Origin of the sequence: Pontibacter chitinilyticus, from assembly GCF_039748935.1 — a bacterium.
GTDB classification, from domain to species: domain Bacteria; phylum Bacteroidota; class Bacteroidia; order Cytophagales; family Hymenobacteraceae; genus Pontibacter; species Pontibacter chitinilyticus.
In genome coordinates, this window is record NZ_JBDIZJ010000010.1 from 1 (window position 1) to 26,880 (window position 26,880).

At 49.8% G+C, this 26,880-nt stretch carries 21 protein-coding genes; 15 read left to right on the plus strand and 6 right to left on the minus strand.

Annotation, left to right across the window (positions count from 1 at the left end):
* Nucleotides 1-128 precede the first annotated feature (128 nt).
* The 4 genes from ABDW72_RS14590 to ABDW72_RS14605 form a co-directional block, all read right to left on the minus strand.
* Complete coding sequence (locus tag ABDW72_RS14590) at nucleotides 129-653, minus strand: hypothetical protein (protein WP_347159328.1); 525 nt, start codon at nucleotides 651-653, stop codon at nucleotides 129-131.
* A gap of 624 nt (nucleotides 654-1,277) precedes the next feature.
* Nucleotides 1,278-2,249 carry a class I SAM-dependent methyltransferase gene (locus ABDW72_RS14595; protein ID WP_347159329.1) on the minus strand — a complete coding sequence of 324 codons (972 nt, stop codon included), beginning with the start codon at nucleotides 2,247-2,249 and terminating at the stop codon, nucleotides 1,278-1,280.
* Between the two features lie 594 nt (nucleotides 2,250-2,843).
* Entirely contained in the window at nucleotides 2,844-3,425 is a 582-nt protein-coding gene (locus ABDW72_RS14600; RefSeq protein ID WP_347159330.1) for a DUF3109 family protein, read from the minus strand.
* Between the two features lie 199 nt (nucleotides 3,426-3,624).
* On the minus strand, nucleotides 3,625-5,325 hold the full coding sequence (locus ABDW72_RS14605; RefSeq protein WP_347159331.1) for an ankyrin repeat domain-containing protein: 1,701 nt from the start codon (nucleotides 5,323-5,325) through the stop codon (nucleotides 3,625-3,627).
* Between the two features lie 235 nt (nucleotides 5,326-5,560).
* Between ABDW72_RS14605 and ABDW72_RS14610 the strand changes: the two genes are divergently transcribed.
* The 7 genes from ABDW72_RS14610 (at nucleotide 5,561) to ABDW72_RS14640 (ending at nucleotide 16,578) form a co-directional block, all read left to right on the plus strand.
* Nucleotides 5,561-7,807, plus strand: a complete 2,247-nt coding sequence (locus ABDW72_RS14610) for an ATP-dependent helicase (protein ID WP_347159332.1) — start codon at nucleotides 5,561-5,563, stop codon at nucleotides 7,805-7,807.
* A 197-nt stretch (nucleotides 7,808-8,004) separates the two neighbouring features.
* Entirely contained in the window at nucleotides 8,005-8,685 is a 681-nt protein-coding gene (locus tag ABDW72_RS14615; RefSeq protein ID WP_347159333.1) for a DUF4290 domain-containing protein, read from the plus strand.
* A gap of 9 nt (nucleotides 8,686-8,694) precedes the next feature.
* Nucleotides 8,695-10,002 (plus strand): UDP-N-acetylglucosamine 1-carboxyvinyltransferase, encoded by a 1,308-nt coding sequence (murA, locus tag ABDW72_RS14620; RefSeq protein ID WP_347159334.1) that lies wholly within the window; start codon nucleotides 8,695-8,697, stop codon nucleotides 10,000-10,002.
* Between the two features lie 214 nt (nucleotides 10,003-10,216).
* Entirely contained in the window at nucleotides 10,217-10,693 is a 477-nt protein-coding gene (locus ABDW72_RS14625; protein ID WP_347159335.1) for a DUF695 domain-containing protein, read from the plus strand.
* A 165-nt stretch (nucleotides 10,694-10,858) separates the two neighbouring features.
* The gene (locus ABDW72_RS14630) at nucleotides 10,859-11,281 is read left to right on the plus strand and encodes a DUF1810 domain-containing protein (RefSeq protein WP_347159336.1); all 423 of its coding nucleotides are present in this window, start codon (nucleotides 10,859-10,861) and stop codon (nucleotides 11,279-11,281) included.
* Between the two features lie 131 nt (nucleotides 11,282-11,412).
* Nucleotides 11,413-12,255, plus strand: a complete 843-nt coding sequence (locus ABDW72_RS14635; protein ID WP_347159337.1) for a 1,4-dihydroxy-2-naphthoyl-CoA synthase — start codon at nucleotides 11,413-11,415, stop codon at nucleotides 12,253-12,255.
* A gap of 813 nt (nucleotides 12,256-13,068) precedes the next feature.
* On the plus strand, nucleotides 13,069-16,578 hold the full coding sequence (locus ABDW72_RS14640; RefSeq protein ID WP_347159338.1) for a T9SS type A sorting domain-containing protein: 3,510 nt from the start codon (nucleotides 13,069-13,071) through the stop codon (nucleotides 16,576-16,578).
* A gap of 159 nt (nucleotides 16,579-16,737) precedes the next feature.
* On the opposite strand, the gene ABDW72_RS14645 is transcribed toward ABDW72_RS14640, so the two are convergent.
* Nucleotides 16,738-17,916: a THUMP domain-containing class I SAM-dependent RNA methyltransferase gene (locus tag ABDW72_RS14645; protein ID WP_347159339.1), complete on the minus strand. Its 1,179-nt coding sequence runs from the start codon at nucleotides 17,914-17,916 to the stop codon at nucleotides 16,738-16,740.
* 284 nt (nucleotides 17,917-18,200) lie between these two features.
* On the opposite strand from ABDW72_RS14645, the gene murB reads away from it, so the two are divergent.
* The 4 genes from murB (at nucleotide 18,201) to ABDW72_RS14665 (ending at nucleotide 21,145) form a co-directional block, all read left to right on the plus strand.
* On the plus strand, nucleotides 18,201-19,217 hold the full coding sequence (gene murB / locus ABDW72_RS14650) for a UDP-N-acetylmuramate dehydrogenase (protein WP_347159340.1): 1,017 nt from the start codon (nucleotides 18,201-18,203) through the stop codon (nucleotides 19,215-19,217).
* Nucleotides 19,218-19,311: 94 nt separating this feature from the next.
* Nucleotides 19,312-19,818 carry a lipocalin family protein gene (locus tag ABDW72_RS14655; RefSeq protein ID WP_347159341.1) on the plus strand — a complete coding sequence of 169 codons (507 nt, stop codon included), beginning with the start codon at nucleotides 19,312-19,314 and terminating at the stop codon, nucleotides 19,816-19,818.
* 157 nt (nucleotides 19,819-19,975) lie between these two features.
* Entirely contained in the window at nucleotides 19,976-20,422 is a 447-nt protein-coding gene (locus tag ABDW72_RS14660) for a hypothetical protein (RefSeq protein ID WP_347159342.1), read from the plus strand.
* Between the two features lie 261 nt (nucleotides 20,423-20,683).
* Nucleotides 20,684-21,145 (plus strand): hypothetical protein, encoded by a 462-nt coding sequence (locus tag ABDW72_RS14665; RefSeq protein ID WP_347159343.1) that lies wholly within the window; start codon nucleotides 20,684-20,686, stop codon nucleotides 21,143-21,145.
* 66 nt (nucleotides 21,146-21,211) lie between these two features.
* Here the strand turns inward: ABDW72_RS14665 and ABDW72_RS14670 are convergent, their stop codons facing one another.
* Nucleotides 21,212-23,614 carry an endonuclease MutS2 gene (locus tag ABDW72_RS14670; RefSeq protein ID WP_347159344.1) on the minus strand — a complete coding sequence of 801 codons (2,403 nt, stop codon included), beginning with the start codon at nucleotides 23,612-23,614 and terminating at the stop codon, nucleotides 21,212-21,214.
* Between the two features lie 185 nt (nucleotides 23,615-23,799).
* Between ABDW72_RS14670 and ABDW72_RS14675 the strand changes: the two genes are divergently transcribed.
* The 4 genes from ABDW72_RS14675 (at nucleotide 23,800) to ABDW72_RS14690 (ending at nucleotide 26,836) form a co-directional block, all read left to right on the plus strand.
* Nucleotides 23,800-24,255 (plus strand): NanQ anomerase/TabA/YiaL family protein, encoded by a 456-nt coding sequence (locus ABDW72_RS14675; protein ID WP_347159345.1) that lies wholly within the window; start codon nucleotides 23,800-23,802, stop codon nucleotides 24,253-24,255.
* Nucleotides 24,256-24,414: 159 nt separating this feature from the next.
* Nucleotides 24,415-25,314 carry an SDR family oxidoreductase gene (locus tag ABDW72_RS14680; protein ID WP_347159346.1) on the plus strand — a complete coding sequence of 300 codons (900 nt, stop codon included), beginning with the start codon at nucleotides 24,415-24,417 and terminating at the stop codon, nucleotides 25,312-25,314.
* A gap of 360 nt (nucleotides 25,315-25,674) precedes the next feature.
* The gene (locus ABDW72_RS14685; RefSeq protein WP_347159347.1) at nucleotides 25,675-26,475 is read left to right on the plus strand and encodes a HipA family kinase; all 801 of its coding nucleotides are present in this window, start codon (nucleotides 25,675-25,677) and stop codon (nucleotides 26,473-26,475) included.
* On the plus strand, nucleotides 26,453-26,836 hold the full coding sequence (locus tag ABDW72_RS14690) for a DUF3037 domain-containing protein (RefSeq protein ID WP_347159348.1): 384 nt from the start codon (nucleotides 26,453-26,455) through the stop codon (nucleotides 26,834-26,836). The genes ABDW72_RS14685 and ABDW72_RS14690 overlap by 23 nt, the downstream gene beginning before the upstream one ends.
* The last annotated feature ends 44 nt before the right edge of the window (nucleotides 26,837-26,880 follow it).

The following is a 26,880-nucleotide window of genomic DNA, read 5'->3' on the forward strand; positions in this document are numbered from 1 at the left end:
AGGCTCAGTGACAAAGCAAGTGCTGTAAGCGGAAAGCGGAATAATCTTTTCATAGTTTTAAGTTTTAAAATGGTAAAGTATGGTTTGGATTTGAAATGATTTTTATCTACTAATGACTTCTAAAGCAATTAAAATTTAGCTGTTACGCCTAATTTCAGGGCTGATACACCGTAACCCAGCTCGGCAAAGGCACCCATCTTCTCGGAGAACATGTAGCGGCTGCCGGCATGTATGCCCAGGAACACACCCCCGGCATAGGGGCTCTCATAATCTGTGTCGGATTGGTTGTCGCTGTACCAGGCTGTGCGCATGCCCAGCGAGAGGCCGGCATAGGGGTCCCATTTGCTGTTGCTGTCCAGCAGCTCGGTCAAGTGGTAAGAGCCGCGAGCCCCAATGTAAAGAAAGTTGTAGTGCCAGCTGTAGCCATAAGCCTTGTAGCCGTAGCGGGCGTAGTCGGCAAAGCCGCCCACGGAGATGTTGTTTTTCAGGCCTACTTCCAGCGAGGCACCCACGGGCAGGCCCCCGGCCGTGTAGGCGCCGATGCCTATACCGGCATTCAGGTACTTGGGCTTGGCGGTGGTCTGTGCCTGAGAAGGCAGGGCCAGCGTAAAAGCAGCTGCTAGGCAGCAAACGGAGGTAATGATCTTCTTCATAGTTTTTAGGATAAATAGGTAAAGTATAATTGTGTTAAAAATTCGTGTAAAACAGCGGACTGCGATTTAATTGCCTGCTGAGAACATGACAAAGGTATAGCCATTTGCTCCTCTGAGACATAGGCCCTGTTGCTCATTTCTGTAGGTAGTACTGCTCAGATTAGCTGCTTAGGTAGCATATTTGGCTTCGGCTTCATAGTTCATTTTATACTTGGTTTAATGATATATCCAAATGATATGCCAAATTAAAAAGTGCCTAATTTCAACAGAAAAGCCCTTATGGCGATTATACACCACATATAGTTGTCCACTTGTGAACAAAATATGTTCAGAAGCGGACACTCAGGCTAGCGACTCTAAAAAATTTATTTATTTAGTATTGATGGGAAAGCACTTTTATGTAAGTACCTATTCTACAGCTGTATGCAAGGAAACAAATAGCTCTTCATCACAGGTAAATATTCAGAAAAGAGTTGTAGCTGAATGAAAAGAGGATTTGAACAGACATGTTGCTGAAAGCACAGCATGCAAAAGCGGGACAAATGCCGCATTAGTTCCGGCAACCGTCCCGCTTATACTTATGAGAAATAACGCTGGCAAAAGGCTAGACGACAATGTGCTGGCTTAAGAATTAAGGGCAGTTTTCTTTTTTAGGAAAAAGGCCGCCTGGTCGCCCCTGTTCTGCTGGTTAAGGAGAGCAGCTTTCCTGGCGTATGTCCACTTGTCTTTCTTGCGTCCTAAAAAGCTAAAATAAGTATGGGCGGGCTTTTCCTGTTGCGCAACATCTTTGCGATACTGCTCGCTGTATAAAAACTGATAGGCATTGGAATCATACACTACGTTCGTAACGGTTAAACCCGCCTGTCCGGCTAGCAGGTGCATGCTTTTTACAGAATGCAGGAAAAGGTGGCGGGGCGCATCTAATTGAAACCAGTTAGTGCGGTAGTGCTCCCAGGCATAAGACGAAACAGTAGGGATGCGAATGATGCAGGTTCCGTCAGGAGCCAATAGCTGCCCGGCCGCTTGCAATGTCGCTAAGGGATCCGGCACGTGCTCAAAAGAGTGATTGAGAATGACAATATCCCAGGTACCCTGCAGTTCGCTAATAAAGCCCTTTTGCACGCGGTAGCCGTTGGGATAAGTGATCGTGGCAGGTATAAATGGATCAGCGCCCATCACGTGCCGCATGCCTAGTTGGTACAAAGGATACAGAAACGCACCTGTGCCGCAGCCCATGTCCAGGATACGGGTGTTTCGGTTCAGCGGAACCTGTGCGAGCACCTGGTACGGCGCCACCGGAAACAATGCACTCAGCACCTGTTTGAAGTGGCTGCTTTGAAAGACCGCTCCTTCATACCGCTTTCGTTTGATAGCTCCTTTTATACCGCTAAAATATTCTTTGCGGGGTGGCACAAAGCCATTGTAGTCTGTCGGGTAATAGCGGGCCAGGTCAGCGGGTATGTCTTCTATCTGCAGGCAATCACAGTTGGCACACTGAAAATAGCTAAAAGAAGTACGAAGGCCATACATCATTTCGCGTATCTGGTACGGTACATTTTGTTGAGAATTACCACAAATCCGGCAGGTCATCGGCATAGTTTAATTTTTATTTTATTAAATATAGGCAAAGTCTGCTAAAAGGCCGGATTATAGCACCAAAGTACCCTGTAAGAGTGGTGCAGGTCAGATTAGCCAGCAATTGCTGTTCCGGACTAAAGTAAAAGAGCTTCACAAGTATGGTGAAGCTCTTTTACTTTATTACCATGCTTTTGGAGCGCACTGCATAATTTAGATCAGACCTTAAGAAGTATCCTTATCGGATAAGTTAAAAACCAGTTTTTAATAATAAGCCGGAAGGTGGATCGATCGCCATACTTCACCTGCAACAGGTATAAGCCTGGCTTAAGCGTACGGACGCTGAATACTTGTGCAAAGTGCATTTCAGGTGGATAAGTAGCAGTATAGATGCATCAAGAAGCGCTTAAGGTGGGGCTGAATTATACCTTTGCCTAGTATAAAGTATACAGTAATTTAGAGAATTGTACCAGCTGCAGGTATTAATTAACCGGGCTTTTCTTTCAGTTTGCAGGCTGCTAAGCAACAGTCCAACTAGAAGGAAAGCCCGGTTATATTCTTAGAAAGGAAACGGTGGTACTTACAGGCCGTTAAAAGGAGAAAGCATAGAACAGCTTAGCTTTGCTTGCCTAATTCCTCTTCTTCCATTACTTGCTCCAGTTCCTGGTACCAGTCTTCGCCATACTTGCGGATAAGCGGCTCCTTCAGGAACTGGTAAACGCGCACGCCCAAGTCCTCGCCAAAGCTACAGGCGGGGTTGCAAATGTGCCAGCGGTCGTAGTTCAGGGCTTCAAAGTCGTCATACTTAGTAATGCGGATCGGATACAAGTGGCAGGAAACAGGTTTCTTCCAGTCAATCTTCCCGTCGTTGTAGGCCTGCTCAATGGCGCACTTCAGCACCTTGTTTTCATCGTAGATGGCGTAAGCACACTCGCGGTTACCAATGGTGGGGGTAGAATAATCGCCTTCAAAATCCATGACATACAGCCCCTGCTCTTCTATAGCGTGCTTGCCAGCTCCGGACATGTAAGGTTTGATCTTTTCGTAGTTCTCTTCCAGAATATTTAACTCACTGCCTTCGAGCGGTGCGCCCAGGTCCCCTTCCACGCAGCAGGCACCCTTGCACTTTTCGAGATTGCAGACAAAGAATTTCTCACGGATGTCATCGCTAATGACGGTATTCTGAAGAACTATCATTTTTATAAAATAAAAGGATACCAGGACAAGGGGTGAAATACTGCTTTAACTTGCCCTGTAAGTATAAAGCAGACAAAGGTAGTGGGAAAATAGTTTAAAAAGCACCCAGGCCAAAAACAAGCTGAAAGCTATACTTGCCCGAAGCACAAGTATAGCTTTCATCCCTACTTACAAGCAGCTACTTACTTTTAAGATAAAACTACTGTTTCTTTGGTTGAGGGGATCCGGCAGCCAGCAGCATATTCTGAACGTTCTCCTGCTTGGTGTAATCTATAGCCGCTTTATCTGTTTTATCGCGCAGTTTTACATCTGCACCGGCCTGCACCAGGGCAAGTATAATCTCGTCGTTCGCTTTCAGTTCGCAAGCCAGCATCAGCGGCGTTTTGCCGGCATTGTTCTGAATGTTTGGGCTGGCACCGGAGGCTAACAGTTTTTCCAGCTCCAGAATGCCGATGTGCTGCCCGATGGTAGCCTGCAGCGCCTGCGCCAGTACCGTATTGCCATCTTTGTCCTGCAGGTTAGGGTTGGCGCCGTACTGGAAAAGCGTATCAAGCAGCTGTACCTGTTCCTGCTCAAAAAATTCCGTTTTAATGCGTGAGCAGCTCACTACATAATGCAGTGCGGTTTTGCCGTCCTTGTCTTGTGCATTTACGTTTGCTCCTTTCTTTAGCAGCAGACTGGCCGTCTGCAGCCTTACCTGCGGTACATACGTTACGCCATAATCTTCAAGCAACATCGGGATGTAGACGGTATGCATCAGAGGGGTGCGGCCATGCAGATTAGCTTCAAACTCGTCAGGCTCGGCTAGCGTGTTCACATTTCCACCGGCAGCAATGGCACGGCGGAGCATATCCGGATCACGGTTAATGGCCGCAATTACAACTTTCTGGTCAGGAGACTGGTTGATGTAGCGAAGTTGCTCGTACGCGCTCACGCTGCCTTTGGCTACTGCCTGGCGGTATAATTTGCGGGCTTCGGGGATGTTCACCTCTCCCACCGTGCCTTCTTCGTGAAGCAGCGCCATCGTATACAGTGCTTCCCGGTCGCCGGCTTCCACGCCTTTCTTCAACCAGGCCACGGCTTTATCCTTGTCTTGCTGCACGCCTTTGCCATCCAGGTACATATTGGCTAGGTATGTATAGCTCACCACATCATTCTTCTGCGCAGCGCGGCTGAGGTAATTCAGAGCCAGTCCCATGTCCTGCAACTCGCCAAAACCAGTATAATACATGCTGCCCAGAATGCGGTTGCAAAACGCATCGCCGTTCACAGCCTTCTCCCGAATCTCCATGGCAGCCGTGCGCATATGTTGTAAAAAGTGCCGCTTATCATCTTCGGTGCGCAGGATCATCAGTTCTGCCAGGCCCAGGTGCCCCAGCACACTGCCACTGTCAACAGCCGCCTGGTAATAGTAAGCGGCAGAGTCGTTATTGGCGGCAAAATATTTCTCGGCATTTTGCACCTGCTGCAGCGTGTCGATTACCACACCTTTATACTTCATCTGGCGGTACTGGTGCATACGCCCGATAAAATAGAGCGCATCACTGTCGCCCTGCCTGGCAGCTTCTTTGAATTTGGCATAGGCCTCCGGAAACTTAAGTGCCGTATACAGCGCCAGTCCCTGCTGTACCCCATTGCTGCGCCAGATCAGGTTAGCGGCTGGTAGCGGGGCTATGGTTTGTGCCTGTGCAGGAGCAGCTGTTTTTTTTGCGGCAGTGGTTTTGGTAGTAGCCGCCGCTTTTTTGGAAGACAGCCCTGGTTTAGGTTTGCTGGCGGGCTTGGTTTGCGCAAAACCGGCGTGGCCCGCTGTAAGTAGCAGCGATAAAAGTATAAGCTTTGGCAAAGCAGCCAGGCGGGCAGGTAACGTATGTGGTATCAAAATGCGGTATAAAGTGTTCATTCTCGGTTTCAAAAGTACAGCTATCAGGGCTCTAAATCAAAAATAGCACCAGAAAGCCTCTTTTCCGATTGTAAAAACACATACTTCTAAACGCTTTGCCGCTGCTTCTTGTTCATCTTACAGTACTTATACTGGCACTTATCTGTTGAATGGGCAAAAGTGAGGACCCACCGTTCTGAAAACGGATTTGTATTTGTAACTTGCATATCAATTAAGAAGCACGCGGAGAGAAGCAATGGATTATATTAACTTATTAAATGAGTCGCAGCGCGGCGCGGTGCTCCACACCGAGGGACCAGCCATGATCATTGCCGGTGCCGGCTCAGGCAAAACACGGGTATTAACCTACCGGATTGCCCACCTGATCAGCCTGGGTGTGGATCCTTTCAACATACTGGCCCTGACTTTTACCAACAAAGCGGCCAAAGAAATGCGCAACCGCATCCAGAAGGTGATCGGCAATGAGGCAAAAAACATCTGGATGGGCACCTTTCACTCGGTGTTCTCGCGCATTCTACGGGCCGAAGCAGAGAAGATCGGTTACCCAAAAAGCTTTACTATTTACGACACTGATGATTCCAAAACGCTCATTCGCAACATTGTGAAGGAGATGAACCTGGACGACAAACTCTACAAGGCAAATGTGGTGCTGGGCCGCATCTCTTCGGCCAAAAACAAGCTGATCTCGGTGCGGCAATACCTCAACGACGCCGTGATCCAGGCAGACGACGAAGCTGCTATGCGCCCCAAGATCGGCAAGATATATGAGATGTATCAGAACCGCTGCTTCCGTGCTGGCGCCATGGACTTTGACGACCTGCTGTTCAACACCAACGTGCTCTTCAAAGATCATCCGGATGCACTGAACAAGTATCAGAACATCTTTAAGTTCGTGATGGTGGACGAGTACCAGGACACGAACTACTCGCAGTACCTGATCACGCGCAAGCTGGCAGCCCAAAACCGTAACATTGTGGTGGTGGGCGACGATGCGCAGTCGATCTATGCCTTCCGGGGAGCGGATATCCAGAACATCCTCAACTTTGAGCGCGACTACCCCGAATTGCAGGTGTTTAAGCTGGAGCAGAACTACCGCTCTACTAAAAACATTGTGCATGCGGCCAATTCAGTGATTAAAAACAACCAGGCCCAGCTGCGTAAAGATGTGTTTACCGACAATGAACAGGGGCCGCTGATCGAAGTGATCAAAGCTAACTCTGATAACGAAGAAGGCAAACTGGTGGCCACGACCATCTTTGAGGAGAAAATGGGAAACCACTTCTCATACAACGATTTTGCCATCCTGTACCGCACCAACGCGCAGTCACGGGCCATGGAAGAGGCACTGCGGCGTATGAACATCAAGTATAAGATCATCGGGGGCCTGTCGTTTTACCAGCGCAAGGAGATCAAAGACCTGATCGCATACCTGCGCCTTACGGTGAACCCCAACGATGAACAGGCGTTGCGCCGCGTGATCAACTACCCCAAGCGCGGCATTGGCGAAACAACCGAGCAGAAGATCTTTGTGCTGGCCAATGAAACAAACCACAGCGTGTGGGAGGTGGTGCAGAATGCCGGTCAGTTCTTGGGCAACCGCGTGGGCACGGCCATCGAGAGCTTCTCGATTATGATCAAGAGCTTTGCCGTTCTAGCCGAGCAGAACGATGCTTTTGAAGTAGCCAAGCACGTCGCCAAGCACTCCGGCATTGTGGATGACCTGTACCAGGATAAAACCGTAGAGGGACTGGCCCGTTACGAGAACATACAGGAGTTGCTGAACGGTATAAAAGAATATGTGGACGATCCGGAGAAGGAGGACAAGAGCCTTTCCGCCTTCCTGCAGGACATTGCGCTGATTACCGACGCCGACACCAAAGCGGATGACGACGGCGAGTTCGTGACGCTGATGACCATCCACTCGGCTAAAGGCCTGGAGTTTAAGAATGTGTTTATTGTGGGGATGGAAGAAAACCTTTTCCCGAGCCAGATGATGCTGAACTCCCGCGCCGACCTGGAGGAAGAACGCCGCCTGTTTTACGTGGCGATTACGCGGGCCGAGAAAAAATTATACCTGACGTACGCCACCAGCCGCTACCAGTGGGGCAACCTGCGCTCCTGTGAGAAGAGCCGCTTCCTGGACGAGATCGATCCAAAGTACCTCAACTTTAAGTATGGCGAAGCCGTTTCTACAGGCAGTGTGTTCGACAGGGTGTTGGAGCGCAAGAGCAGCATTTCTAACTTGGTGAAGCCACAGCCGCGCAAGCAGTCGGCTGCCAACTACACACCACCTGCTGATTTTAAGGCCAGCGACACCTCTGCGCTGGCAGCCGGCATGAAGGTAGAGCACCCTAAATTTGGTTTCGGCGTAGTAACCAAAATGGATACGCAGGGCAACAGCACCAAAGCCATCATTGAATTTGACGAAGTAGGCGAGAAAACACTGCTGCTGAGCTTTGCCAAACTGAAGATACATGCGTAAAGTGGTGGTGCCGGCAAGATCCTGTAGCCGCAAATTTATACTTTGTTTATGTCTGGGTAGCGTACCAGCTAAAGTATAAGTATGAACCTAAACTACTGCTGCTCCGGGAAATGCTGCGCCCGGCACATATATTTCATCGCGCATGATAGCACATGGTGCTTATATATTACCTAATTTTGAATTATACATGATTTATAATGGAAGCTACCACCACATTTAAACAAGACCTGTTGCTGCGCGAGTATGGCCGTAATGTGCAGGACCTGGTGAACTACATCACTCAGGTAGAAGACCGTGCGGAGCGTACGCGCCTGTCTCAGCTGCTGATTAACCTGATGGCGAAACTGAACCCGCAGCTGCGCGATACGCAGGATTACCAGCAAAAGCTTTGGAACCACCTGTATGTGATGTCCGGCTCTACGCTGGATGTAGATGCGCCTTACCCGTTGAGTGCCATGGAGTACCTCAACGACAAGCCGCAGCGCATGGATTATGCGCTGGTAACGCCCCGATTTAAGCACTACGGCACCAACGTAGAGCTGCTGATTCAGAAAGCAATAGAGCTCGAAGACGAGAAAGAGCGGGATAATGCCATCATTTCGATCGGCAAACTGATGAAAACCCTTTACCGCTCTTATAACAAGGACAGCATCACCGACGATATCATTCTGGGTGATATCCAGTCGCTGTCTAAAGGGAAGCTAAACATGGACCTGAAATTTATCGAGAGCAACAACCTGTTCGAGTCGAATGTGAAACCACAGCAGCAGGAGAACAACAACCCGCGTAACCAGCAACAGAGCCGTGGCGATAACAACAACCGCAGCAACAATCGCAAAAACAACCAGAAATCCTCTTCTAATAACAGAAATAAGTAACTATACTACATGGCTTCTTTCGAAGTAATAGGCGGTAACAGGCTACATGGCGACATCATTCCGCAGGGTGCCAAAAACGAGGCCCTGCAGATTCTCTGCGCCGTGCTGCTCACCTCCGAGCCCGTTACAATTTCCAATATCCCCGACATCCGGGACGTCAATAAACTCATTGAGCTGCTGCGCGATCTGGGCGTATCTGTGGAGCGCCTGAGTCCTGATACGTATACTTTTCAGGCCGATAACGTAAACCTCGACTACCTGGACACCGAGCAGTTTGTGGAGCAGGGCCGTGCTATCAGGGGCTCTGTGATGATCGTTGGCCCAATGCTGGCACGTTTTGGCCGGGCCAAAATGCCTAAGCCGGGTGGTGACAAAATTGGGCGTCGTCGCCTCGACACTCACTTCATTGGGTTCGAAAAGCTGGGCGCCACTTTCAGCTATGACTCGCAGGACAGCTTTTTTAACGTGACCTCGAATGGTGGTTTAAAAGGTGCTTACATGCTGCTGGATGAGGCCTCCGTAACCGGAACGGCCAACATTCTGATGGCGGCTGTGCTGGCTGAAGGTATGACAACCATCTATAATGCCGCTTGCGAGCCCTATGTGCAGCAGCTGTGCCGTATGCTCAACCGCATGGGTGCGAAGATTACGGGTGTGGGCTCTAACCTGCTCATGATCGAAGGCGTTGAAAAACTCGGCGGCACTGATCACCGTATGCTGCCCGACATGATCGAGATCGGCTCTTTTATGGGACTGGCTGCCATGACCGGCTCTGAGATCACCATTAAGAACTGCCATATACCGGAACTGGGTCTGATACCGGATACTTTCCAGCGTTTGGGTGTGAAAATGGAGTTTCGAGGCGATGACATTTACATTCCGGCGCAGGACCACTACGAGGTAGATACCTACATCGATGGCAGCATCCTGAACGTATCGGACCATACCTGGCCTGGCCTAACACCCGATTTACTGAGCGTAGCGCTGGTAACCGCCACGCAGGCAAAGGGTACGGTACTCATCCACCAGAAAATGTTCGAGAGCCGCCTGTTCTTTGTAGACAAGCTCATCGACATGGGTGCCCAGATCATACTTTGCGATCCGCACCGGGCCACCGTTATCGGCCAGAACAAGCAGATTCCGTTACGCGGCATCCGCATGACCTCTCCCGACATTCGCGCCGGCGTGGCCCTGCTTATTGCAGCGCTCTCCGCCGAAGGCCGTAGCATCATCGACAACGTCGAACAAATCGACCGCGGCTACCAGAACATCGACGGCCGCCTGAATGCGATTGGTGCGCAGATCAGAAGGTTGTAAGTATTACTTGTATAAGTATAAACCAAAAGAGCACCCTTTTCAGGGTGCTCTTTTGGTTTATACTATTCCTAAATTAAAAAATATCCTATATTACATGAAGTATAGGAAAAACTTTCATCCACCTTCGCACATGGCGCTGATAAGCGTATGTTCACGCTTTCCTGGTAGTTATGCGTAACCTTTACCATAAGAAAACAAAATCTAAAAAGTCTAAATGGAAAATTTGAAGCAGTTATTAACAGAGAAGGATACTTGGAATGGTGCAGAGGGCGAAAATGAAGGTACCCCTTTTCTATTAAGATACAGGCCTTATTTGCATGACTTCATCGAAACCAAAAAATATAACCAAAGGCTGACAATTCTTTGGGGCTATGAATCGGACAACGATTCTCTTATGCCAAGTGATGAAGATATGGAGTTAATGAGAAGCGTTGAAGACAGTTTGGTAGAATCTTTAGAAGACGACTTGCAAGCAATTTTGGCATTTGTTTATCTTGGACAGAGTCAAAAGGAATGGCATTGGTACACAAGTGATATTGCAGAAACAGGGAGACGGATAAATGAGGCTTTGTCTGACTTTGAAAGGCTTCCGATAGAACTTTCAGTTGAAGACGACCAAGAATGGAGTGAGTATCTCTCTGTTTTAGAAGGTTCTGATGATTCAGCTTATCAAGATACTGAAGAAGAATAAGCTGCGCACAACAAAGTTTAGCAGTACGGCTTGCTGACGCTGCGCCATTCTGCTACACAAGTACCGTTAACACCTCAGAAAAAGATCTGCAACTTAGCCAAGCCTCGGCTATACTTCATCCTGAGCCTGAACTTATCCGTTAGCTGACTAAACCTCCTTTCAAATATGTCTACTACCTATAACTTGAACCGTTTTTTAGAGGCGCAGGAACACACTTATCAGGCTGCGCTAAACGAGATTAGAAGTGGAAAAAAAACAAGCCATTGGATGTGGTTTATTTTTCCGCAGGTGGCAGGGCTGGGTTTTAGCGAAACATCTAAGTTCTACGCCATTAAAAGTAAAGCCGAAGCAGCAGCTTATTTAAAGCACGAGGTATTAGGAAAGCGCTTGCGGGAGATTTCTGAGGCTTTATTAAATGTAAATGGTAAATCTGCTAACCAGATCTTCGGCAGTCCGGACGACGTAAAGCTCAAATCCAGCATGACACTTTTTAATGAAGCGAACGATGGTGATGCTGTTTTTCAGAAAGTGCTGGAGAAGTACTTTAAAGGGGGAGCAGATCAGAAAACACTCAAACTACTTCACTAGGGGGATTAACGTACGGACTTATACTTCCTTGCCTGCTCTTTCTAAGAACATTTCCTGTTTCAGCTAAACCGCATCAAATCCATTTGAGCCAAAGTATAGAATCAACTACCTTTGGGTATAAATTCTGACTTATGAGCAAAGCTAATTGGAGAACCGTTAAGGAATACCAGGACATAACCTATAAAAAAGCTGACGGCGTGGCCCGTATCGCTTTTAACCGGCCAGAGGTGCGCAATGCCTTCCGCCCCAAAACAGTTTTCGAACTATTTGACGCGTTTCTGGATGCGCGGGAAGATACAAGTATAGGCGTGGTGCTGCTGTCGGCTGAGGGGCCCTCCAGCAAAGATGGGGTGTACGCCTTTTGTAGTGGCGGCGACCAGAACGCTCGCGGCCACCAGGGCTACGTAGACGAAGAAGGGATTCCGCGCCTGAACATACTGGAGGTGCAGCGTCTGATCCGCTTTATGCCCAAAGTAGTGATTGCGGTAGTACCGGGCTGGGCTGTAGGCGGCGGCCATAGCTTGCACGTAATCTGCGACCTGACGCTGGCCAGCAAAGAGCACGCGATCTTTAAGCAAACGGATGCCGATGTGACTAGCTTCGACGGCGGCTATGGCTCGGCATACCTGGCTAAAATGGTAGGCCAGAAACGCGCCCGCGAGATCTTCTTTTTAGGCCGGAACTACTCGGCGCAGGAAGCCTACGACATGGGCATGGTAAACGCCGTAATCCCCCATGCCGAACTGGAAGACACAGCCTACGACTGGGCGCAGGAGATACTCGCCAAATCCCCTACTTCGATCAAAATGCTGAAGTTTGCTTTTAACGCCACAGACGATGGCATGGTAGGGCAGCAGGTATTTGCCGGCGAAGCTACCCGCCTGGCCTACATGACCGAAGAAGCCAAAGAAGGACGCAATGCCTTCCTGGAAAAGCGCAAACCGAACTTCAAAAACATTCCTTGGATTTCGTAGTCGAAGTATAAAGTAAAAGAAAATGCCTGTTACATTCCGGTAGCAGGCCTTTTCTTTTACTTTGTTTATTCCTGAAAAATAGCCTGCGCAAGTATAGCCAATGGGGTAATTCGGACAGATGCTTCGTCAATTCACTCAAAGTTAGCTTTAGTGCCGGTTCGGGTTATTCTGCTTAGTGCCCTTTGCTAACTCAAGGCTTTGCGGGCTTGTCGCGATGCTTTCTTTAGTAGTTATACTTCGCTATTGTAAATTCTGCTAAGGCTTTCCACCTGACTTTTACAGGTATGTGCGGTTGCCATTTGCTTTATTCTCCTGTAGCTGTCTATACTTGATACGGTAAGCAGTAGCAGGCTCACTTTTCAGTTCTATTCACATCTCTTTTCAGGCTTGTTCTGCAAAACTTCTTCAACACTATTGGGCATACGTGCTCCGCTTGCCCTGGCAAACAGCTGCCATGTAGTTTTAGTCTATACTCATGGGCAAGCAGTTTCTTATACTTTCTGACCTGTAGACAAGAGCCTACTTCTCACAAAGGCGCCGATACGCTAGGAGCAGTAGCTTTACTTAGGCACATATTTAAGATTCTAAGACAAATTTAAAATTTTCTGCACAACATAATTGTCATGCAAAAATACAGTATACTTAGGGATCCTTTGCCATCATAGCCACACCTGCATGAGTTATGTACTATAAAATACATCTAACCAGGCTCTCCCTCTGCTTGGTTAATTCACAATTATCATAACCGAATATCTACATATATCGTTTGGTGAATCTTATTGCTTTATATTCACAATTAAAACCTATTTTTAAATGAAAAAACAATACTTAGTATTCTTTTTGCTCTTGTTTACCCGGGTAGTACTGGCCCAGGAAAACATTACAGTCGAATCGAACAGTATTATCAAAAATGTGTCGAACCACCCTGTCGGCATTAATGTGGATTATTTAATGGATGACGACTCGTACCTGCAACCTGCCACAAGTACGACCAGTGCCTTGCAGCAGATGGGTGTAAGTTTCCTGCGCTTCCCGGGAGGCGAAAAGTCCGACAACTACATTTGGGGGCAGTACCCTTATACTACTGCCAATCCGACGCTGGCATTAACGGGTGGTTGCCACTGGCCCAACGAAGACCCGCGGTTTGTGCTGGATGATCACAAAAGCCTGAGAGCCACTACCCTTGACTTTGATGAGTTTATGGATATGGTGCATGCCACAGGCACCCAGCCGCTAATTGTTGTAAATGGCGATGGACATCGCAACACTGGGGGCACCTGCGGTGGCGTTCCTTCCCGCGACAGCCTGATCATGGTGGCACGACAATGGGTGAGATACGCGAATGTAACTCACCATTATGGCATCAAATACTGGATGATCGGCAACGAATCATATCATAGTGCGGCCTACAATGGCGCCGTTACAGCAAACGACTACCTGACCGACCTCCTGCTGTTTGCCACAGCCATGAAGGAAGAAGATCCGACGATCAAAATCGTGGCCAACGGATCGGCTGACAGCTGGTGGAAAACGATCCTGAGCAACCCCACAGCTGCGGGACTGATTGATTACCTGGGCGTAAGCAACTACCCGATCTACAACTGGAGTACCGGGTATGATTATTACCGTACCTCCACCCCCAACTTTGTGCAGGATGTAAAAACAGCCTCTGCTGCTATTGACAAGTATGTGGTAAATGCAACAGACAGGGCACGTATCAAAGTAATCGCTACTGAGTTTAACACGATTGACTGGAGCGATACCGGCTGGCTCAACCAGAACGATGTCGGCCACGGGCTGGTAGCTTTTGATATGCTTGGCCAGCTGCTGAAGCAGCCAAAGTTAGACCTGGCTTTTTTCTGGAACACCCGGTATGTCGATAACAAAGAAATACCGAACAACGTGTTTGATGCCTTGAGCAGCACCGGTAGCTTGCAGGCCAACGGACAGGCGCTCTCGCTCTGGGGCAAATACCTGTTGAGCAACCTTGTTTCCGTAAACAGTACGTCAAATATTGTGTCCTATGCCTCCAAAAATGGATCGGAGCTGAATGTTTTTCTTCTGAACAAAGACACGGCACCGCACTCCGTTAACCTGAAGTTGAATGACTTTAACAGCACCGGCAAAGCCGATGTTTATACGTACCAGGGCACGTCTACTGCTGATACTGCTCCGACATTGCTACATGCTGATTCCGTAGCAGCGATCCCTGGAGATGCCTCGCAGTACCTAATAGAAGCAGGTCCTGCCTCTATCACAGTACTCCGGTTCTCAAAAACAACCGAAACGCCCGCGCAGCAAGTAACCAGCCTGACACTGATCAATGCAGACAACGACCAGAGCCTGCTGACACTGACAGACAGTACTGTGCTGAACCTGGCCGAACTGCCCACCCGAAACTTCAACATCCGGGCTAATACCAACCCCACTAAAGTAGGCAGTGTTACGTTTGACCTGTCCGGAACTCAGACCAGGGGCGTTACCGAAAGTATGGCCCCCTATGCTTTGTATGGCGATGACACGAAAGGCGATTATTTTGAATGGACACCTGAATTGGGTAGTTATACGTTAAAAGCAACGCCATATTCCGCTTCCAGCGGAACGGGAACAGCGGGTGCTGCCCTGACAGTAAACTTTACCGTAACAGATCAGGCGCCTGAGAATAACGACACGAACTCCCTGATCACGAACATAGCGGCAAGTACCGGCAAGCGCTATACCTTAGCAGAAATGGCTGTTGGCGTGCCAATGTATACAGATCGAAGCTACCAGATTACCTCGGTGCCAGGCTCGTTGTCAGGTGCCACCCTGCTTCAGACGGCAAACGGGGACAAGTGGAATGCGGACGCCTCCCTGCTTTCCTTTGATGTATCGAAGGACGCACTGGTGTATGTAGCCTATGATCCTCGTGCTACTGTACTGCCCGCCTGGCTTGCCAATTGGGAGAAACTCAGCGACCAGATAGGTGTGAATGATTCGAAGATCAGCTCAATGACGGTTTACGTCAAGCGGTTTCCGGCTGGCAACGTGCTGGTGGGCGGAAACCAGGCCAGCCCGGCAGACGGCGCCGAAAACAACTACTTTATACTTGCAAAAGTAGCTCCTATAAGCGAAGCGCTTGTAACGAATCTTGCTGCCACTACCAGCAAGGCGTATACTTTGGCGAGCCTGCAAGTGGGAGAAAAGATGTACACGGACCGCACGTACCAGATCACTTTGGTGCCTGCTCCGCTGGAAGGAGCTTCCCTTATCCGGACAGCCAACGATGACAAGTGGAGCACCAGTACGGCTTTACTTTCTTTTGAACTCACCAAACCAGCTACGGTCTATGTGGCCTACGATCCGCGTGCTTCGGCATTACCTTCCTGGCTCTCAGGCTGGACCAAGCTGAGTGAAAAAATAGGCGTGAACGATTCGAAAATCAGTGCTGTGAACCTCTACAGCAAGAGCTTCCCGGCGGGTGTGGTAACCTTAGGCGGTAATAAGGCGAGCCCGGCAGCAGGCACTGAGAACAACTACTTTGTAGTAGTTTCGCAAACAGCTTTAGCAGCTACTCCGGTTACCCCTTTTGTTACAAATGTTGTGGCAAGCTCCGGCAAGCACTACCACCTGGCCACGCTAGCGGTAGATACACTGCTGTATACCGACCGCAGCTACCAGATCACCTCCGTGCCAACGGCACTGCAGGGAGCCTCACTCATTCAGCCGGCAAACGATGATAAGCGGGATACCAGCTCCGTGGTGCTCTCCTTCACCGTAACACAGGCTGCCACTGTCTATGTAGCCTATGATCCGCGCGGCACCGCGCGGCCTGCCTGGCTTGCCGATTGGGAAAAGCAATCGATCATGTTGGGCGTAGATGATTCCAACATCAGTTCCATGGAGCTCTACCGCAAAAGCTTTGCGGCCGGGGATGTGAAATTGGGTGGCAACATGGCTAGTCCGGCCCTTGGCGCCCAGACTAATTACCTGACCATTGTGATGCCGTCCGCTACGGCCACTTCTCTTGCTGCCAGCCAGCAAATTGCCAGCACATTGGCATCTGAAGAACAGCAGCCGGTACTAACGGTATATCCTAACCCAAATACCGGCAGCCACATAAAAGTAGAGTTGCAGCACTTTGGGCAGAAGGAAAAGGTGAAGATCACAATGCAGGAGGTAGTTTCAGGCCAGCAGGTACTCTCGAAGGAAGTTTATACTACCGAGACAGGTGCCATGTCCTTTGCCTTGCCCGCGGAGCATAACCTGAAACCTGGTGTATACTTAATTCGAGCCGTGGCTGCTTCCGGGCAGGCCTACGCACGACTGCTCATCATACAATAAGCAGCAAAAGCCACCATTTGGCTGATGCGTTAATTTAAAAGCCCCTGCTTACAAGTCTAAGCAGGGGCTTTTTTTATTGCTACTGAAGTATAATCAATCTAAAAAATGATTCAATAAGGAAGTATAGAAGATGAACGCTGAACCTGATCAGCTGGTCTTCTACTCTTCTTCGCTGTTTCTTCGGCTTCCGCGGTACAACTCATACTTCAACAGGCGGCAGTCGATTGGCCCGTTGAAAAGCGGGATGCGGCGCGACGTGCGGAGGCCAATGTTTTTAGCAGCTTCCAGATTTCCCGTAAACACGAACGCATCGTAGCCCTGGTAGTTGTTCTTTAGCGTGTCGCCAATATTTTTGTAAAGCAGGTGAATGTCATCTGACTGAATACGCTCGTTGTAAGGGGGGTTCATCACAACCACTCCAGGCGTAGCGGGCGCAGCTGTCTGGAAGAAATCGGCTTCCGCTACTTGAATAACTTTCTCCAGCCCGGCGTTTTCGATGTTGCCCTGGGCCGCCGCCACGTATTCTGCATCAATATCGTAGCCCAGAATGCGGGCCTGTGGCGCATCTTTAACTTTCGCCTCGGCCGTTTTCCAGATCAGTTCAAACAGGTTATCATCGTAGTCTTTCCATAGCTCAAAGCCATAGGGGTCGCGGCGGAAAAGGCCCGGCGCAATGTTCTGTGCCATCAGGGCCGCTTCGATCAGCAAGGTGCCAGAGCCGCACATCGGATCTACAAATGTCGATTTTTTATCCCAGCCGCTCAGGCTGACGATGCCGGCTGCCAGCACCTCGTTTAAGGGAGCCACGTTTGTTTGCAGACGATAGCCGCGCCGGTGGAGCGAGTCACCGGAGGAATCCAGCGAAAGAATGACGATGTTCTCGTGCATGTGCAGGTTCAGGCGCACATCCGGCCGCACACGATCGACAGAGGGCCGCTCGCCTGTGGCTTTCCGGAACTGGTCGACAATGGCATCTTTGGTAAGCTGCGCCAGAAACAGCGAGTGCTCAAAGGTAGAATGGCTGACCGAAGCGTCTATGGCAAATGTCTGGTTCAGGTCCATGTACTCAGCCCAATTTGTTTTCTGCACCTGCTCGTAAAGCTCTTTCTCATTGCGGGCCTTAAAACTGCGGAAAGGCTTCAGCACGCGGATGGCCGTGCGGCACCAGAGGTTTGCCTCGTAGAGCTGGCGCAGGTTGCCGGAGCAGGTCACAGCGCGGTGGCCTACCTTGATATACTCCATATCCAATGCCTGAAGCTCCGCTGCCAGAACCTCTTCAAGTCCTGCCAGGGTAGTAACGGTGATGTTGAAATTGCCGTTTGGGTTCTGTTTTGCCATAGGTTATACTTCGTAAGGCTGTAAAGATAACTCTTTGCGTTAGAAATTTGTGAAGGTGGTGCGTTAGAAGCGGTAAACTCCAATGTACATGTACTGAGTATCAAGGTGAAGCACTATCCATTTATATCTATCTATAGGCGACAACATGATCCCCAAAGTATAACCTCTTACGTTTTAACGCACTACCTTCAAAACTCTCTAACTTTTTAACTCTCTAACTTTTTAACTCTCTAACTTTTTAACTCTCTAACTCAAAAAGCTACCTTTGCACCAAACAACCGCCTATGCTCCTACAGTCCGACGTTTCGCTTAAACCCTACAATACCTTTGGCATCGATGTAAACGCCCGCCATTTTGCCCGCTTTAATAGTGTAGAAGAGCTACAGCAATTGCTGCAAATGCCGGAGTTGCAGCAGGCCGAAAAGCTGGTGCTGGGCGGCGGCAGCAACTTGCTCTTTACCAAAGACTTTGATGGCGTGGTGCTGCAAAACGGCATTAAGGGTATAGCGGTGGTACGCGAAGATGAAGAACATGTATACGTAAAAGCCGGTGGCGGCGAAGTATGGCACGACTTTGTGCGCTTTGCGCTGGAGAGTAACTTTGGCGGCGTTGAGAACCTGTCGCTGATACCCGGTACGGTGGGCGCCGCGCCGCTGCAGAACATTGGCGCCTATGGTGTGGAACTGAAGGATGTATTTCATGAGCTCGAAGCTGTACACCTGCCTACCGGCGAGGTCCATACCTATGATAACGCCTCCTGCCATTTTGGCTACCGGGAGAGCATCTTTAAGAATGACAAAAAAGGCCAGTATATTGTAACACACGTTACTTTCCGGTTGCAGAAGCAGCATGTGCTCAACACTTCGTATGGTGCCATCCAGAGCACGCTGCAGGAAATGCAGGTACAGCAACCCAGTATACAGGACGTCAGTGCCGCTGTTTGCCACATCCGCCAGAGCAAACTGCCCGACCCCAAACAGATCGGCAACGCAGGCAGCTTTTTCAAGAACCCGGAAATACCGCTCCCGCAGTATGAGAACCTGAAGGCGCAGTTCCCCAACATTCCCTCCTACCCTGTATCGGCCACAACGGTAAAGGTGCCGGCCGGCTGGCTGATTGAGCAGTGCGGCTGGAAAGGCAAGGTGATCGATAACTACGGCGTACATAAAAATCAGGCCCTGGTGCTGGTGAACTATGGCGGCGCGTCCGGCGACAAAGTGCGCCAGCTGGCCTATGACATCATAGCGTCTGTTGATGCAAAATTCGGCATTCGGCTGCACCCCGAGGTTAATATTCTGTAGCTCTTTACCGGCTCCGGTAAAATAAATATCGCTCCCCTCAACTTTATTAGGCTATGTTGCGATATACTGTGCAGTTACACCCTTATTCCGATTTATGAAGACTCTAACCCTGCGCTACGTACTTTTTACTTTCTTTGCCCTCACTTTTTTAAGCTCCTGCGACAAAGAAGAGAAAGATGCTGAACCTTCCAAAACTGATATTCTGACAGCACATGCCTGGAAGGGTGATCAGGTAATGGTAAACAAGATTAACATCGCCGCTATTCCGGGAGTAGGAAATAAAGCAGCCAGCTTTAACACACTGTACCTGACATTCAGAAGCGATAAAACGTATACTGCTACATTTACTGTGCAAGGCCAGGAACAGTCGCAGGATGGTACCTGGAGCTTTAACGCTGATGAATCGAAACTTAACCTGGACCTGTTTGGAGAGGTGAATGTGGTTGAACTAACCGAAGATGATCTTGACCTGAGCACCACCTTAAGCCAGAGCAGCGTGCAACTGATCTCCAGTATTTTAGGCATTGACCCCACGTTGATCATCCTGTTTACACAAGGCAAGCCAGTAGAAATAGAAATGAGCTTTGTACCGGTAGGATAGACTGCCGGTTCTTTCATACCAACCAGCAGACTCCCGTAGCACAGTGGTTGCAACCCGCAGCCACTGTTATATTTGCTTTGATCGCCTCCGCTTCAAAAGGACGCATTCGGCAAAAGAATTCAGTTATATTTACGCATAAAACATAGGATTTAAGCGCATGAACAAATTTCGACTACTCTCTTATTTATTTGCTGCCCTGTTTCTGGTTACACTGTTTAGCTGTAATAACAATGATGATAACAGTGTTGCGCCTGACAAAAACCAGCTTTTGACCGCACATCCCTGGAAAGGAGATGCTTTATACCTAAACGGCTACAAAGTAGACAACAACAGTACTGCCCTGGATATTAGCTCCTTTAAAGTTACTTTTAAAGACGACAGGACGTATAGCGCCACGTATGACTATAACGGTAGCACACAGTCAGAGCAAGGGCTTTGGGACCTGAAAGAAAACAACACCAAGATGAACTTCCCATTCTTAAACGAGCCGGGCGAACTCTCTGACGTTACGCGACTCACGGAAAATAATTTTGACGTCTCTACCATTTTCACCCTGGATGACGGCACTAAGCAAGCAGTTGAACTGCGGTTTGTAAAGCAATAAAACGCAAGCAGTATTAAAACAGCAAAGGCCTCCTTACACAAGGAGGCCTTTGCTGTTTTAATACTGCTGAGAATAGTACAAGGTCTTGTACTTACAAAAAGTGGGCACTAAATTTCCACTTACCTTCGTCCTGCTGGTTTTTATCTTGGCACTTTGTTTTGATCTATTTGGCATTATCAGGAAGTTGCATAACATCTTACGCCAGCTTACACAAGTATATATTTTCATTGCACTCCTATGTATCAACTTAATCCAAGCGCTATGAAAAAATTACAGTACCTCGCATTCTTGTTTATGGCGCTGTCTGCGCTAACCTTTAGCAGCTGTGGCAGCGATGATGATGACAACGATACCTCCCCTAGCAATAAGGCGCTGCTAACGGGCGGAACATGGACGGGCAAAAGCATTTTGCTGGATGACGTAGATTATACCGATACGCTGGCATTGGTTGGATTAGATGTATCGGACTGGAACTTCAAATTTAATGATAACGGCACCGTAACAACTACCCTCTGGGATAGCACCGGAACCGGAAACTGGGAATTCGCTAACAACGAGCAAGCGATCGTTTTTGAAAAAGGAACAGCCGACGAGACCACCGCAACTATCAAAAAGTTAACAGCATCGGAGCTGAACCTGGAATTTACCGGCGATGAACTGCTAGGAGACGACCCGAATGACTCAACGCTAATAGAAAAAGTAGAGATCCGCTACACGAGATAGCAAAAAAGAAAGGCTCCCATATTTGGGAGCCTTTCTTTTATACTTTCAGTTTATACTTCCTGCCGTTTACTTGAGCACTGCCAGCGTAGCACCATCACCGCCACGTTCTTCCACTTCACTGCTCAGACTGGCTACTGCCCGCACCGAGTACAGGTAATCGCGCACCACCTGGCGCAAAATACCGTTCCCGCGCCCATGTATGATCTTGATCTCGGGGATGCCCAGCATGATCGCTTCGTCGGTGAAGTTCATCACTTTGGTCAGGGCGTCTTCCGCGTACTCGCCCCGAATGTCGAGGGTGCTGCCGAAATCTGCCATGCGCTGGGTAATGTTCATTCCACGGGTATAGCCTTCGGCTGCTTCGGCCACTTTCGCCTTCTTCTGCCTGGCGGTGGCCACCTGCCCTTCTACCCGCTCCAGGTTGTCTACTTTCACGATGGTCTTCAGGCCGCCAAACAACACCTCCGCCGTTTTGCCTTTTATACTTACCACCTGGCCTACCGAGTCCTGCCCCAGCAGTGCCACGGTATCGCCTTCCTTTATACTTCCGCTTACCAGGCGCTTGTGTGCCGGCCGCGGCGCTTCCTGACGCACTTCCTGGGCAAAGGTCTCCAGCTCGCGGCGCGCCTCTTTTGTCTGCTCCTTAGCTGCCTGGCTTAGCTTTATCTGCTGAATAGTCGCTTCAATCTTTTGATTGGCATCTTTCAGCAACAGTTTGGCTTTCCCTTTGGCTTCGCGCAGCACGTCCTGCTTGCTCTCTTCCAGGAAGTTCTTCAGGTCGTTATACTCCTTCACATTTCGCTTCAGCTTCTGCTCCAGGGTAGTGGCTTCGCGCAGCTTTTTTTCGAGCTCCTGCTTCTCTGTTTCCAGCTCTTCCAGCAGGCGGTCGTAGCGGATCTTGTCCTTGCCCACCAGGCTGCTGGCCTTATCTACAATCTGCTTCGGCAAGCCAATTTTACGGGCAATCTCAATGGCGAAAGAAGATCCCGGCTTGCCGATTTCTAATTGGTAAAGGGGCTGCAGGTGTTTATGATCGTAGCGCATGGCTCCGTTCACAATGCCCGGATTGCGCTCAGCAAAGTTCTTCAGGTTAGTATAGTGCGTTGTGATCACACCATATACTTTACTGTCGTTAAGGGTTTGTAGTACCGCTTCGGCAATAGCGCCGCCCAGCACCGGCTCTGTGCCCGTGCCAAACTCATCTATCAGCACCAGGCTTTTGTTATCGGCTACCGTCACAAACTTTTTCATGTTAGTGAGGTGCGAGCTATACGTACTCAGGTCGTTCTCTATGGATTGCTCATCGCCGATATCAATAAAGATGTCGTGGAAAATACCGCCTTCAGAGCCGTCAGCCACCGGAATCAACAGGCCGCACTGCAGCATGTACTGCAGCAGTCCCACTGTTTTCAGACTCACCGATTTACCACCGGCATTTGGACCGGAGATCAGCAGGAGGCGTTGTTCGCGGTTCAGCTCCAGGTCCATGGGTACCACCTCGCGGCCTAGTTGTTTATGCGCCAGGTACAGCAGCGGGTGAAATGCCTGCTTCCAGCTGATCTGCGGATACTTGTGCAACGTCGGTTTGGCCGCTTCTATACGGCGGGCAAAAGCGGCTTTTGCCCGGATAAAATCCAGCAGACCCAGGTACTGGTAAGCCTTGCGCAGCTCCGGTATATGGTGGCGTAGCGTATTGGTGAGCCCTATCAGGATGCGGACCAGCTCGCGGTGGTAGGCATTATCCAGGTCCTTGATGTCGTTGTTGAGCTCAAAAATAGAATCCGGCTCAATGTAAACTGTCTGGCCTGTGTTCGATTCATCGTGAATCAGGCCTTTGATGCGGCGCTTGTGCTCGGCAATAACCGGTATCACCAAACGCCCGCCCCGTATGGTCGGCTCAGCATCACCCGGCGTCCAGCCCTCGTTTTTAGCATGTCGGATTATCGATGAGATTGTCTTGCGGAGAATGCCCTGCTGTGCAATCAGATCACGCTTCAGGCGCTGCAACTCCGGCGTAGCATCGTCGCGCACGGCACCAGCATCATCAATCACTTTATCAAGTGCAGCCAGCAGCGAGCGCTCCACCACCACATCCGTGCCCAAGGCTTTCAGCGCTTCATACGTGCCCGCTTCTGTGCCGGAAATAAAGCGCAGCGAGTCGCGAATCGTACGCAACGACATTTTGATCTCATAGAAAGCCTGCACATCGAGAAACGTGCCCTGAATGGCGGCCCGGTCCAGGGAAGCCGTTACATCGAAGTAATGCTGCAGCGGAATCTCAGCGTCCGCCTCCAGCAGTTGTTTAAATTCGTTGGTTTGCTGCAGCAGCCGCTCCACCAGGTCCTGGCGGTTGAGGAAAGCCATACGGCTCACATATTGGCGACCAAGCGGACTCAGGCAAAGCTCCGAGAGCATTTCGCGTACCTGCGCAAACCCAATCTTTATTTCAAAGTTATCTGGATAGATCAATGGTTATCTTTTAATTTGTAGCAAAATTAGCCATTTTTATAACATACGCAGGGGGGTATTTTGTTCGAATTGACAAGTATAAGTATGGCCTGGCAAGCCCCACCCATCTATACTTCTAAATCCGTAAAAAGTCCCATCAACTAACAACTCTTTAACTTTCTAACTTTTTAACTCTCTAACTCAAAATGGTTCTCGATAAACTTGCTAATGCTGCCCGCTATACCTGTATGCACCCTTTGTTTGAACAGGCGTTCCGCTTTTTGCAGGACACAAACTTACTGGCAGTGCCTACCGGCGTACAGGAAATCGCTGGCAAAGACCTGTTGGCTATTATCTCAGAAGGCCATGGTACACCCGCACAGGATGCCAGGCTGGAGGTACACCGCAAGTACATTGATATTCAATACGTGATCTCCGGCACCGACCACATGGGCTGGAAAGACCTTGCCCAGTGCGCTGCCCCCACTGATCCCTACCTAGATGCGCGGGATGCTGCTTTCTTCTCTGACAAAACGAATAACTGGTTTGACGTGCCGGCGGGCTCCTTCACAATCTTTTACCCGGATGATGCCCATGCCGCCATGGCAACAGAAACGCTGGTGCGAAAAGTGGTGCTGAAGATTGCGGTTGCAAAAGGCTGAACACGGCAATTTTAGCGCCTACTTAGCCTGCAGCTTTAAACCGTTTTTCAGACTGGCGTTCTGCTCGCTGCTACTCCGTAATAACACTGATTCTGCTAACCACGCCAGCATTCTTCCGTTTGTAACAGGTAGAAAATCAATTCACTTACGATTATACAGATGAACACAAGCGAAGAAAACAAATCGAATATGCAAGACCCGCAGGAGGAGTATCAGCAACCGCCGTTCCCGGAACAACAGCAGGAAGTGCCGGGTACGGAACGTGAGATGAGCCCGAAAGCAGATCATGGCGAAAAATCCTACCGCGGCTCCGGCAAACTGCAGGGGCGCAAAGCTATTATTACGGGTGGCGATTCAGGCATAGGACGTGCCGTGGCGATTGCCTTTGCCCGCGAAGGCGCTGACGTGCTGATTGCTTACCTGAATGAGGAGGAGGATGCGAAAGAAACCGCACGGTATGTAGAGGAAGCCGGGCAGAAAGCGGTACTGGTGGCCGGCGACATCAGTGAGGAGGCGCACTGCAAGCAGATTGTAGCGCGTGCCGTGCAGGAGTTTGGCCGTATTGATGTGCTGGTGAACAATGCTGCCTTTCAGATGTCACGGGAATCTTTGCAGGAAATACCGAGCGAAGAATGGGACCGCACTTTCCGGACAAACATTTATGCCATGTTTTACCTCTGCAAAGCAGCCGAACCGCACATGCAGCCGGGAAGCACCATTGTAAACACCACCTCCGTAAATGCTTACCAACCCACGCCCACACTGCTGGCCTACGCTGCCACCAAAGGCGCTATTCAGAACTTTACAGCCAATTTAGGGCAGCTGCTGGCAGAGAAAGGCATCCGTGCCAACTGCGTAGCTCCGGGCCCGATCTGGACGCCGCTTATTCCGTCTACTATGCCGGAGGAAAAGGTAAAGTCGTTCGGAAAAGACGTGCCGCTGGGCAGACCAGGACAACCCGCCGAGTTGGCGCCGATCTATGTGCTGCTCGCTTCACAGGACTCCAGCTATATGTCGGGCTCTACCGTGCAGGTGACAGGCGACAAACCGACGATATAAGTATAAACCCGTATTCTATAAAGATTAGGAATGCCCTGCAGAGATTCTTTTGCAGGGCTTTTTACGTGGCAAAGCGTGCTTAATTCGTTAAGTGTAGTATAAATTGTAGCTACCAATCCTACATCAGATCTGTACCCTCTTGTATAAACGCGGCTATGGCAACAGATCGTAAAGCAATGCTGCAAGTATAGGGATTTCTGCAAACAAGTATACGACACAGGCCGGCAGGTTATACTTCGGCCATTTGCCTGTGCAATTACAAACTACTACTTTTACAGGCGCCTTTTGCCGGTGTTTTGCCACCAATCGACCTGCCTTTTGCAGGGAGTTGCAGAAGTGCCGAATGAACACGAACAACTTATGAACTATACGCCACCGGAGCTCCGGACAGTTGAGGTAACGCGCTACGTGACCCCTTTGCGTGAAGGGGGATCGCTGCCGGCCCTGGTTGAAGCTGATGATGAATTTCTGTACGTGCTTAAATTTCGGGGTGCCGGACAGGGCATCAAAGCGCTGATTGCCGAGCTGATTGCCGGCGAAGTAGCCCGCCTGCTCGGCTTCAAAGTTCCGGAAATTGTGTTTGCTTCGCTGGATGAAGCGTTTGGACGCACCGAGCCGGATGAGGAAATCCAGGACCTGCTGCGCGCCAGCGAAGGCCTAAACCTGGCCCTGCATTACCTTTCCGGAGCTATTACGTTTGATGCGCTGGTTACCACCCAGGATGCGACGCTTGCCTCGCAGATCGTGTGGTTCGATTGCCTGATTATGAACGTAGACCGCACAGCCCGCAACACCAACATGCTTATGTGGCACAAGGAGTTATGGCTGATCGACCATGGCGCTTCGTTATACTTCCATCATGGCGGGTATAACTGGGAGGAGCAGGCCCGGCGCCCATTTGTACAGGTAAAAGACCATGTGTTGCTGCCTCAGGCTTCTGAACTGGAAGCGGTAGATGCGCAATTCCGCAGCATACTTACCCCGGAACACATCCGGGCCATTGTGGCACTTATTCCGGATGAGTGGCTGCAAAATATCGATTCGCCCTTTGACACCATCAAGGAACTGCGGGAGGTATACGGCCTGTTCCTCGAAACCCGGCTCCAACATTCAGATTTATTTATCAAGGAAGCACAGCATGCAAGAAAAGCACTTATTTGAGTACGCCGTTATTCGCGTGGTGCCGTGCGTAGAACGGGAAGAGTTCGTCAACGTTGGGGTGATCGTATACTGCGCTGCCAAAGGATTTTTGAAAACGGTATATGAGCTCGAGGAGCGCCGCCTCTGCTCCTTCTCCGACAAACTGGACATGCAGGAACTGCAGGAGCGCCTCCACGCTTTTGAGCGCATCTGCGCCGGTCGCAAAGAAGGTGGCACGATTGGCAGCCTGCCCATTGCCTCACGTTTCCGGTGGCTGGCTGCTACCCGTAGCACTGTCGTACAAACCTCGCCTGTTCACCCCGGCCTATGTACCGATCCGCAGGAAACATTGGAAAAGCTGTACTCCCGCCTGGTTTTGTAAAGGAAACCGGCGCATTAGCATATACAAGTATTTTCAGAGACAAG